Below are 7634 nucleotides of genomic sequence, written 5' to 3'. Positions count from 1 at the left end.
ACCCACCCCTGCCCCCTCATCTTCCGATAGCAGGCAAAAAACATCAGATATGCGCTGATGAAGCCGAGCGTCTGCTTCGATTCATAGATTCCTTGCCACTGACCATTGTGCATCCAGCTCTGGTCTACCCCGATCTCGGGCACGAAGACCGCACAAAAAGCCGATGCGGCGACCAGGATGAAGAGACCGAGCGCCGTCGACCTCACGATCTCGTCGATGTCGACGCGCGTGATGAGGCAGAACGCACCGAAGGTCGTCACCACAAGCGCCGCGCTCTTCATGATCGCAGCGGCGCCGACGCTGCTCCAGGCCACGGAAATGGCGGCCAGAGCATAGAATGCCACCAGCACGATCAGGTCGGGATTGAACTGCAGCCGCAGCCGTGGACGCACGAAGGCACTGGCGTAGATCAGGACGCCCCACATCAATAGAGCGATCGCCTGTTGCAGATTGGTGAACTCCGCAGGCAGCAGCGCGGCGTTGAAGGTGCCCATCGATGCGACCACATTGACGGTGATCGAACTGCCGATGACGATCCTGGCAAGCTTTTCCACGCCGGCGCCGCGCGTTTTCCAGATCGCGCTTTCGGGTACCCCGGAATTCACCTCGGTCTGCAGGCTGGCCATGACCTGACCTTCCTTAAGCACGGTTAATAAATTGCTATCGCGGATCGCGCGCGGCGGTGCTTACCGGCGTGCCATTGCGCAGTTGAGCGGCCGATATCGCCTCCCGCCGGAAGCTGCGCGGCGCTGTGCCGTTGTTCGGTGAGGCGGGCCTTGCTCTATCTGGGACAGCTGGAACGATGGTGTTCCACCATGATGCACCCGGCGCACCGTCGCAGCAGTCGCGGCCGGAAACATCCTGGAAGCCGCACATTAACACTCGCGGTCTTTTCGCGTGCTAGGCTGCCGCCGGTATCGTAACGTGTTTCCCTCGGGAAGCCGCCCTCGTAACTTTCATGATCGAATCCATCATCCAATTCATGCGACGCGACGTGACGCGCGGTGTTGCCGGGACCATCCTCCTGAAGGTCGCCAGCGGTGCGCTTGCGTTCGCATTGTTCTCGCTGGCGGCACGAACAATGTCGCCGGATGGGTTCGGCATCTTTGCGACCTGGATTTCGGTCGCCCAGATCGCGGCCGTCGTGGGACTGGTCGGCCAGGAATCGCTTCTGGTGCGTTTCCTGAACGAGTACCAGGTGGGCGATCGGCACGACCTCACGAAAGGTGTGCTCCTATCGAGCCTGAAGATCTCCTTCGTTGCGATGGTGGTTGCAGTCGCCGCGATCGCACTGGCGGCGAACATCAGAGGCGATTGGTGGCTGCTGATACTGGCGGTGTCGGCCTATACTGCGGTGAACGCCGGGCTGATGCTCGGCAGCCAGATCGCGCGCTCGCTGGTCAGCATTCTCATGGGAGAAGGAAACAGGGAGCTCTTCTGGCGGGTCGGCGTCGTCCTGTTTCTGCTTGCAGTGCTGTTCGGTCATCGACAACTCGAACCTGCCGAATTGATCGCCGTGATGACGATTGCCATGTCAGTGGGTGTGGTCGCGCAGATCATTGCGATTGCGCGAGCCCTGCCGAACCTGCGCGGCACGCCGGCTCGCTCGGAGCCTTCGCGCTGGAGATCGAGTGCCCTGCATTTCTGGGTCGCATCCATCCTCGAGGTTGCCAACCAGTACTTCGACGTCATCCTTGTGTACTGGATGCTGGACCCGACGACCGCGGGAATCTATTTCGCCGCTTCGCGCCTCGCCAACATCTTCGCCATGCTGTCGGCCGCCCTGTATAGTTTCGGGGCGCGCCGGCTTCCCTCGCTATACTTCAGCAAGAACCACCAGGAATTCAAGCGGACGCTGCAGCTCATGGCGGAGGTGACCGCGCTTTGCGTGGTCAGCGGGCTCGTAATCATCTGGATTGGCGGCCCCTACCTCCTCAACCTGTTCGGGCCCCATTTCGCCGCGCAGCATTCGGTCCTGATCGTGCTCGCAATCGGCACTGCCATTCAGGCCGCTGGCGGTCCGTCCGCAGCCATCCTCCAGCTCACTGGCCATGAGCGGAAATATGTCCCGGTTGTTGCCGCGAATGTGGCGGTGCGGCTGGTGGGATTTCTTGTCCTCATTCCCTGGCTCGGGGTGCTGGGCGCAGCGATCTCAGCGACCGTGTCGCTGGCGTTCGCGACCATCGTCCTGAATTTGCTGTGCCGCCGGCTAGCCGGAGTCGATCCTTCGATTCTGGTGCTTTCGCGCTTCCCGTTCTTCAAGCGCAACGCGTATTCCGTCCGTGTCGCCGACACGACCGACTAAGGACGCGGCCTCGATTCCAGGGCAACGGCGCCTCGGCATCACGTTGCCGAACGAGGGTCAACCAGCCAAGCCCAAGGCCTCGCCCTCAGGATAAGAGTCCGCCGCATTGGGCGATGCGCGATTGACCACGAGTCCGGTCGGCACACCGCCAAATCTCGATATCGCAGCCGTCGCTCTGCGCATGGCTGGTGAATCGACAGCACCTTCACGAACCACCAGCAGAATTAGATCGGCGTAAGCCGCCAGAGCCGCCGCCTCGGGTTGGAAAGCAAGGGACGTCGCATGGACGACGATCAGATCGAACTCCGAACGAATATCGTCCGCAGACAACGACTCTGGCCTCCGGCCCGCGCCGAGAAGCATGTCCACGCTGCGAAAACCGGCCATGGTGGCGCCGGCAACGTGCCCGTTGGCCCCTGCGGTGCCGGCACCGCCGAGATCGGGCTGCACCTGGATCAGGACGCTCAGTTTTCCCGTGCTCAAAGCCCACCGGTTCAGCGAACGCGCGACGGTGTTGCCGCCGGCCTTCTTCCCTACTGACATGACAAGAACGACCTTGCCCTGAGGTCCTGGCAACATTTCCAGCCTCTCGACGAGCGGACGCAGATGAGGACTGAGATCAAGTTCGGTCGCCGCGGATAGCCCGCCCTGCCAGACGTTTCTGGCGAGCTCTCCAGGCGCCAGATCGGGGATACGGGCCCACACGGGAGGGCGCGGCCATAGCTCGGGCTGGCGCGCAGCCGGCTCCGGTCCGCGGGTTTCCCGAACGGACTCGCTGGATCTCCGCCCCGTAGCCGCCACGGCCGCCGTCGATGCCAGAAGCGAACCAATCGCCAGAGCGGCAAGCAGCAAAGGCAGCGGCGGAAGGGTGGAGCGAAGCGGCGGAATGGCAGCCGAAGCAACCTTGGTCTGAGAGCTCTGCAGAAGGCGCTGCTCATTCGTGGTCTTGGACCGTGAAAGAAATTGTTCGTAGATGTTTCGGTTGGCCTCGGCATCGCGCTGCAGCTCCTGTAGCCGGACGAGAGCCTGACCATCGACCAGGAGCTGCGATTCAGCCGCTTTCATCTGATTCTCCAGCGCCCTCTGCTGGTCGCGTTGCGCCTCGTATTCCGACTTTGCAGTTTCGATACCTTTCGTCCGTTCTACCTCGATCTGTCTGTTGAGATCATTCAACTGGCTGTGCGACATGACGAGATCGGGATGGCGATCGCCCAACACCGCGCGCTTTTGCGCAATTTGGTCGTTAAGCGCCGATCGCTGCGCCCGCAGGGCACTCAGGAGATCCTGCTTAGCGGGTCCTTCGACATTCGCCTTCACATCGCGCTGCGCCTGCTCGTAACGGGCTTTCGCCTCTTCGGTGCGGGCGCGCGCGGCAGCAACTTGCTGCGACAGCTCGGTCACGCGCAATTGCTGAGTTGTGGCGTCCTTGCCAGCATTGACGATCCGGTGCTCGACCTTGAATGCGGCAACGGCATCCTCGGAGGCTCGCAAGCGGTCATTCAATGTCTTCAGCCGGCCGCCGAGCCAATCGGCGGCTTCGTCCGTCGCCTCGGTGCGGATACGCCCCTGGCCGGCGACGAAAGCCTCGGCAATGGCATTGGCATAATAGGCAGCCCGCTCCGGCCGGTTCGAGGTGAACCGGATGGCGATGACATAGGTCAGCCCACGACGGGAAATGTCGAGGCGGTTGCGGAATCGCTCGAGCAGGCGCGCGGGGTCAGTGTGCCCCCCGGAAATGTCCGCGTCATCCCGAACCTTGAGCTGCTCGATCAGCGGCTCGAGAAAGCCGTCGGACTTGGCGACTTCAACCAGGCTTTGCAGCGCGGCGCTATCCTGACCTATACCCGGCAGAACGTCCTGCTCCGTAGTGACGCGTTGCTCGCGGGGATCGACAACGACCAGCGCGGTCGCCGCAAATCGCACTGGAATCACCAATACAACGACGACGCCGAGGGCGAAGATCGCCAAAGCCAGCGTCAGGATGCGGCGCGCGTTGTTCCGAAGAAAGGAGAACGCGCCCGCGGCTGTGAGCGCACCGCCATAGCGCGCGGCGGGTCCACCAGCTTCACCGTTCGACGCACCGCGAGTCTGCCACGACGCGGAGACACCGGTCGATCCGGAACTTGTCGGGTCTGCTGGGCGACCGAACGTCATGGATTTTACTCGGATTCAACTGGCGAACACTGTTCAGCGGCCTGCTCCACCGTAAATATCTATGGTTAATCCGCGGTTACTCCCCTTCTGCATGGCCATGGCCGATTGGTTAACGGCACCGCTGCATTCCCGCCGGAATCGACGAATTTCCGTTGTGAAAGTGACCTGTTCGCCCAGGCTACGCATTAACTCCGTTGTGCGCTTGTCGATGTCCGCTTGAGCTTGGCGTGATAGCCATGGCTACTAGAAGGTCAACAATCCATTCCCTCATCGGGTAGGAATCCGTGCTCCGTTATCAGCCAAACGCCGAATTGGGCGAGGCAACGATGCGATCGTCGACCGCACCGTCCGTCGCACGACCAGATAGCAGCAGGCCGAAGCCGCGCGTTCTTCTCGTGCAGACCCAGGCCGAGAACGCTGGAGCCCAGGAGATATCCAGACTGCTTGGTGTCGGCCTGACTGCACGCGGCTATCAGGTCTCAAACCTTTTCTTCTTCCGCAAATCGGACTCCTTCGACGAGCCGCCGAATACGTTCTATTGCGCGTCCAGCCGCCCCGGAGATCCGCTCGCCCTGCTGCGAATGCTCTGGAGACTCGGCCACAATATCAGGGCCGTCAGGCCCGACGCTGTACTGACCTTCCAGCATTTCGGCAATGTCATCGGCGGAGGGATCTCGCGTCTCGTCAGCCGCGCGCCTGTTGTCGCCAATCAGGTTTCGTCAGCACTATCGATGAGCTGGCCGGTCCGCGCAGCCGACATCGCGATGGGCAGCCTCGGCTTCTTCGACCACATAACGCTCAACTCGCTGGACATGCAGCGCGAGTACTCACGCTACCCGTCGGCCTACCGGTCACGCATGACGCATGTCGCGCACGGCTTCGACGACAAATCGATCGCGCTGCCGAAGGAAACTGCGCGACGACAATTCGATTTGCCGCAGGACAGCATACTGCTCGGCTGCGCCGCGAGGCTTCACCCGCACAAGCGGCTTGACCTGGCGATACGTCTCTTGCCCGATGAACCATCCTGGCACCTTGCACTGGCCGGCCAGGGAACCGACGAGGCACGGCTGAGGCAGCTCGCGGAAGAGCTAAAAGTATCCGACAGATTGCATTTGGTCGGCGAGATTCCGCCGCGCCGGATGGCGGACTTTCTGGCCTGCCTGGATGTGTTTGTGTTTCCCACCCAGGCCGAGACCTTCGGCCTGGCCGCGGTTGAAGCTGCAAGCGCCGGGGTTCCTTCCGTCGTCACCGATCTTCCCGTCCTGCGCGAGGTTCTGTCTTTCGAAGGAAGACCCACAGCCCTCTTCGTCGATGCCTCCGATCATGCGAAGCTGTCGGCGGCCGTATCCACGATTCTGGCGGACCAAAACCTGAGCGACGAACTGCGACAGAACGCCAAAAGCCTGAAGCTACGCTATTCGGTAGATGCCATGGTGGAGGAATACGTCCAAATCCTCGACCAGATCATTTGATCGCGGGCGCCGGAGTAGATTATCTCGAGATGATCATCGAGTTTCGCTGCGAACGTGAGCATGCGCGGCGGTGGATGTGCCGCGATGCGTTGTCGATCGACGGCCGGGATGTTCCGGTTCAAATCGCGTGGACCGCAACGGCGCAGGCAAGGCCCGTCGGTCTCGATGCGCTGTTCGAACTCGAGCGCCTGGTTTTGCATCGGGGCAAGCGCAGCGGCGCCGACAAACTGAAAATCGTTCCGGACGACACGCGGCCGCCCACCGGCCCGGCTGATGTGATTGTCGATTTCACCTGCGCCCCAAGCGATCCAAACTCTTCCGCCCGGCTGCATCTCCGCCCGTTGTTCAACGGAGCCGCCGGCGAGAACGCTGCGTTGGCGGCCATTCTCGCCGGCGACCTGCCGGTCATCGAAATCATCAACGAGCGTGATGGCTCGGTTCTCGACCGCGGCCATCCTTCCGGAGAAATCGCGGTCGGCTTGAGCGGCGGTCTCGATACGGTCATGGCACGAACCCTGAGCATGGTAACGGCGATCCTGTCAGGAAGGCCGCGGATTTTGCCGGAACTGGCACGCTCCGCCGGGCAAAGCATCCGCCGGCACCCCGCCGGCTACGTTGTCCGCGGATTGGCAGCATCGATCGCCAAGGAGATCTATCGCCTCTGCTGCTATGCTCCGCATTGGCAAGTCGGATGGCGCTTCAATCAGGGCGCAGGCGTCTGGAATACCGGAGATCTGTCCGGGCCAGGCTGGAACATCCTTGCAGATCCAGGGCATCGCTTTTACGCCGATCCCTTTCCGGTCAGGTGGCGGGGCAGGACATTCGTCTTCTTCGAGGATCTCGATCACCGGGTCGGAAAAGGGATCATCTCGGCGATCGAGTTCGATGAAACGGGCCCCATCGGAGAGGTCGTACCCGTACTGGAGGAGCCTTGGCACCTGTCCTATCCGTTCCTGATCGAGGACAACGGCGAGTTATGGATGATCCCGGAGAGCTCCACAAATCGGGACGTGGCCCTCTACAAATGCGTACGGTTTCCGGACAAGTGGGAGCGACACGCGACGCTCCTTTCAGGCATTGAGCTGTCCGACGTCACGATCACGCGGCACAACGGAATGAACTATCTGTTTGCCGCCTGGCGCGACGGAACCGCCGGGTATTCGGATTCGCTGGCAATTTTCTATGCAAAGAGCCTGTTAGGCCCCTGGCTGCCGCATGCCAGCAATCCTGTCCTGATCGACCGCGCAAGCGCGCGACCCGCAGGAAATTTCGTCACCATCAATGAAAGATTGTGGCGGCCCGTCCAGGATTGTGCTGACGGCTACGGCGCTGCGCTCGGGCTGGCCGAGATCATCGAACTGTCGCCGACGACATTCAAACAGATTGTTCGCCACGCTCTTGGACCGGGACCCGCGTGGCCCGGCAGGAAGTTGCACACCCTGAACCGCTGCGGCCAACTCGAGGTGATAGACGGATCGCGTGTTCAACTGAAGATTCGAGCCTTCGCAAGCGAGTTTCCATCGGCCGTTTCGTTCCCGCGAACCAGTCCGTCTACCGTCCGCTGAAGCTCGAACCATCGGACACGCATCCGGCTGATCGCATCGCTCGGCATCGGTCCTGAAGTCGACCGCCTCGTTGCCTCTTGACGCTTCCGGGACTCGTGGGTCGGCGCCCCGCAATGTACTCCGCACGGCCATCTG

Annotated in this window: 4 protein-coding genes and 1 pseudogene; 3 read left to right on the top strand and 2 right to left on the bottom strand. The window is 61.8% G+C overall.

Annotation, left to right across the window (positions count from 1 at the left end; all coding sequences use genetic code 11):
• Positions 1–626 (bottom strand): annotated as a pseudogene (locus tag GWG65_RS06340) (O-antigen ligase family protein); the annotation flags it as partial.
• 332 nt (positions 627–958) lie between these two features.
• Between GWG65_RS06340 and GWG65_RS06335 the strand changes: the two are divergent.
• The gene (locus tag GWG65_RS06335; protein WP_275194543.1) at positions 959–2305 is read left to right on the top strand and encodes a polysaccharide biosynthesis C-terminal domain-containing protein; all 1347 of its coding nucleotides are present in this window, start codon (positions 959–961) and stop codon (positions 2303–2305) included.
• A 57-nt stretch (positions 2306–2362) separates the two neighbouring features.
• Here the strand turns inward: GWG65_RS06335 and GWG65_RS06330 are convergent, their stop codons facing one another.
• Entirely contained in the window at positions 2363–4459 is a 2097-nt protein-coding gene (locus GWG65_RS06330; protein ID WP_275194542.1) for a GumC family protein, read from the bottom strand.
• A 284-nt stretch (positions 4460–4743) separates the two neighbouring features.
• Between GWG65_RS06330 and GWG65_RS06325 the strand changes: the two genes are divergently transcribed.
• Positions 4744–5934 carry a glycosyltransferase family 4 protein gene (locus tag GWG65_RS06325; RefSeq protein ID WP_275194541.1) on the top strand — a complete coding sequence of 397 codons (1191 nt, stop codon included), beginning with the start codon at positions 4744–4746 and terminating at the stop codon, positions 5932–5934.
• A gap of 29 nt (positions 5935–5963) precedes the next feature.
• Positions 5964–7499 (top strand): hypothetical protein, encoded by a 1536-nt coding sequence (locus GWG65_RS06320; RefSeq protein WP_275194540.1) that lies wholly within the window; start codon positions 5964–5966, stop codon positions 7497–7499.
• Positions 7500–7634: the final 135 nt, after the last annotated feature.

The organism is Bradyrhizobium sp. CSA207, assembly GCF_029051685.1.
GTDB lineage: Bacteria > Pseudomonadota > Alphaproteobacteria > Rhizobiales > Xanthobacteraceae > Bradyrhizobium.
Note: the sequence above shows the minus strand (reverse complement) of the source record. Positions and strands in the feature narration are given on the sequence as shown.

Bases quoted from the DNA above. Each gene is read 5' to 3' on its own strand.
- GWG65_RS06335 (WP_275194543.1), top strand. From the start codon at position 959: ATGATCGAATCCATCATCCAATTCATGCGACGCGACGTGACGCGCGGT.
- GWG65_RS06320 (WP_275194540.1), top strand. From the start codon at position 5,964: ATGATCATCGAGTTTCGCTGCGAACGTGAGCATGCGCGGCGGTGGATG.
- GWG65_RS06330 (WP_275194542.1), bottom strand. From the start codon at position 4,459: ATGACGTTCGGTCGCCCAGCAGACCCGACAAGTTCCGGATCGACCGGT.